The sequence below is a fragment of the Jeotgalibacillus marinus genome (assembly GCF_040801915.1).
In the GTDB taxonomy this organism is placed as follows: Bacteria; Bacillota; Bacilli; order Bacillales; family Jeotgalibacillaceae; genus Jeotgalibacillus; species Jeotgalibacillus marinus.
Map to the genome: position 1 here is coordinate 1 of NZ_JBFMIA010000044.1, position 3,658 is coordinate 3,658.

Consider the following 3,658-nt stretch of genomic DNA (forward strand, 5'->3'; position numbering starts at 1 on the left):
TTTTGCCTCTCTATACTGATGACACACGTTTGGACGATGTAGTGGATACAATCAATAATAATTCGGGTAAATGGAGCAGTGTTGATGATTCAAATTTCCCTGATATTGAGCCGCCTGTTCCAATAAATGTCCAAGCGACAGGTGCTTTTCGCTCAATCATTATTGAGTGGGATTTTGTTCCGGATTTATATATCGCCAATTACGAGGTTTTCGCTTCGCAAGTTAAAGGATTTCATCCTGATAGTTCCAATTTAGTTTTTCGTGGAAAAACAAGTATTTGTTCTTACAACGCAGATGTCAACGAGCAATGGTATTTCCGTGTACGAGCGGTGAATACTCATGGCACTCAAAGTGACTTTAGCAAAGAAGTCTCAGACACAACCGCTAGAATAATCAGTGATGACATTCTTTTTGGAGAAGAAATCGCAGAAGAGCTACGTGAATTGAGTGAAAATGCTGAAATTTTGGCTGGCGGAACTGTGGGAATTGACAAAATGAAAGAAGAAGCTCTGGAGGCCATTCAGGAAACGGCTAAGAAGTATACTGATGAAGAAATTCAAGAGGCTGAAGAAGCGATCAACAAAGAGCTTGCGGAAAAAGCAGGATTGAACTATGTAGATGGCGAGTTTAGTTTAGTCAACAGTGAATTAAGCGAGATGCTAGGCGACATCAACCTAATATCAGGAGACGTATCGGGGATTGATAGTCGAGTAGACTCTTTGCAGAACACTTCCGATGACTTGCGTTCTCGTGTTTCTGAAAATGAAGAAGAACTACTCGCAAATGACGGTCGAGTTACAACGGTCGAACGTGATATTGATGAGGTTGAGGGCACACTTTATACAACGATTAATAGTCTTTCAAATGTTGAGAACACGATAGAAAATCAGCAAACACAAATCGATGCTAATGCTACTGAAATCAACTTAAAAGCAAGTGAAGGAGCATTAAATACCGTTACTGGTGACGTTCGAGAAGTGCAGTCTGAATTGTCGGTGCAAGCTGGACAAATTGAAGCGAAAGCTGAATCAGCCGAACTTACAATCGTTGACGGAAAAGTAGCAGGGGTACAGGAAAACCTCGCATCGCTTGAGGTGAGCGTTGACGGGATTTCTACTAGTGTCGAAAGTTTGCAGGTTGATTTAGATGGGTTGGAGATTGGTGGGCGCAACTTACTCAGAAACAGTCTACTTGTAGATAACCATTCAAATAACAGCAATATCTATCCAGTAGATAAAGAAGTGTTTGAGGATTACCATCGATACACTTCTCGTGAGGGCGCGTCTAATCCGTTAATAAACCTATACAATTCTATTCCCTCAACTGATATTACTGATGGGAGTTGGCAAGATAACGACATAACCGCATCAGTAAATGTTCGGACGGATTTGGAAGACGCTTATATCCGGATTCGATTGTATGACACTCAGAATACTGACGATACGATATTAGAAACAGTTGTTGTTCCTGTTCCTACAGGAATTTGGACTAGAATTAGTATAACTGCACCAAATGTATCTCAAAATTTAAAAGATGACAGTATTGTTCGAGTTATGTTGCAGGCTTCAAATTCAAGTGGATCAGCTGTATCTATGGTAGGTAAATATTTAGACATAGGCGGCTTTAAAATCGAAAAAGGCAACAAAGCCACAGACTGGACGCCAGCACCTGAGGACATTGACTCATCGATCGAAAACGTCCAACAATACGCTTCAAGCATTGATCAAAAAGCCGATTCTATAAGTTTAGAAGTTAGTGAGTTAGAACAAACGGTAGATGGCAACACAGCATCTATTTCTAATGCTGAAAGTAGTATTACTCAACTAGCAACATCGATTGTTTTAAAAGCTGAACAAGATCAAGTGGATACAATTGACGGAGAGGTCACAACTGTTAAAAGCCAAGTATCCGAGTTAACCGTGGATATAGATGGGATTTATACTAGTGTAAGTAGTTTGGAAATTGACCTAGATGACTTAGGTACAAGAGTCGAATCATCCGAATCATCCATCACGCAACTATCTGACTCCATTGATTTGACAGTAAAGGAATTGGACATTGTTGACGGTCGCATGACCGAAGCAGAGGCATCTTTAAAGGTTCAAGCTGGTCAGATAGAATTGAAAGTTGAAGAAGATGAGATTATATCGTCAATCAATCAAACTGCTGGATCGGTCAAAATAAAAGCAGAAATGATTGAGCTAGACGGTGATGTCTACCTTGATGGGGGCACCACCTATATCAGAGATGGAGCGATCGGATCAGCAGCCATCAAAAATGGAGTGATTGAAAACGCCCATCTTGGGACAGCTATAATTAAAACAGCACAGATTGCAGAGGGCGCGATTGAAAAAGCTCAAATCGGGGAAGCACAGATTGACAGTTCTCATATTGGAGAATTGTCAGCCGATAAAATAAAATCAGGAACGTTAGACGCCTCTAACATTACTATTTTTGGTGGAACGACGAATGACTACACGAAGATAGAGGGTTCTTTTTTTGAGTCACGCGGAAAGTTTGAGAGGACATGGAGAGGACTAACTGAAACCCATGATATTAAGATGAAATTTGAAAGAGGGTATCTGAGAGCAAGGAATGACTCAAAAAATTGGTCATTATACTTTTCTGATTATGGCATATCAACATTTGCCGACGGATCGGGAGATGATTCGTCATCAGGTACAATTGCGTTTCATGATAAGTCTTATTCTGATACAGCTATGGGCCTCACTATGCATTCAAATTCGGGAGTTATAGGACTAAGATCTGAAAAAAATAAAATAATGCTTGATGCAAATTCAACAGTTTACATCGACAGTGAAGTAGCTAATGTGTACATTAGACCATTACGAACCAGCAGGGTTGGGAACAACGAGTTTAAATTTTCAGTCAAACTCAATTCCAGCCCTAGCGACACAGACGGATGGATTGCCTACGGTTCGCCGGGTACAAATTTTGCTTGTGGTCTGAGGTTTAAAAAGACAACAGTTGGAGATCCAACTGTATATGTGACAAACGGAAATGGAGATAAAAACACAGGAGCCCTTGAAGCGAATAAAGTTAAGGCTAGAGAAATCGGAAACCTTTCTAGCCGAACTTTTAAAACAAATATTGAAAAAATGAATGATAATGGTTTAGATCTAGTCAATCAACTGACGATAGTAAAGTATGACTTGATTAGTGATTTAGAGAAAGGTGAATTCAATAATCGACAAGTCGGCTTAATATCCGAGGACAGTCCTTCGGTGGCAACGACCGATGGAATCGCTATTAATATGTATAAGTTAGTTTCGTACAACGTCAAAGCAACTCAGGAGCTATCTACCAAATCTAACGATCAAGATAAACGAATCAACGACCTGAAAATAGAAAATCAACTACTAAAAGCACGAATTCAAACACTTGAAGAAGCCATTTAAAGGAGGGAAAACACATGAAAGTAGAAATTAAAAACGAAATACTAGGGCAGGCGATCAGCCTGCTTTTTGATTTACCTTTAAAAGGGAAACAGTCTCGTCAACGTAGTAAGTTAGTCAAGGTTTTAGACGAACGATTGAAGGAAGTGGCGGAACAAGAACAAGAGTTGTTAAAAGAGCATTGCCGCTTGGACGAAGAGGGTAATCCTAAAATTAAAAACAACGGTCAAGAGTGGGACGTG

1 protein-coding gene and 1 pseudogene are annotated in these 3,658 nt (G+C 40.0%); both read left to right on the forward strand.

Going from position 1 to position 3,658, the window contains the following annotated elements; translation table 11 throughout:
* Nucleotides 1-3,419 (forward strand): tail fiber domain-containing protein (locus AB1471_RS16645; RefSeq protein ID WP_367780883.1); only part of this gene is annotated, 3,419 nt, incomplete at its 5' end.
* A gap of 14 nt (nt 3,420-3,433) precedes the next feature.
* Nucleotides 3,434-3,658, forward strand: a pseudogene (locus AB1471_RS16650) (DUF1617 family protein); the annotation flags it as partial.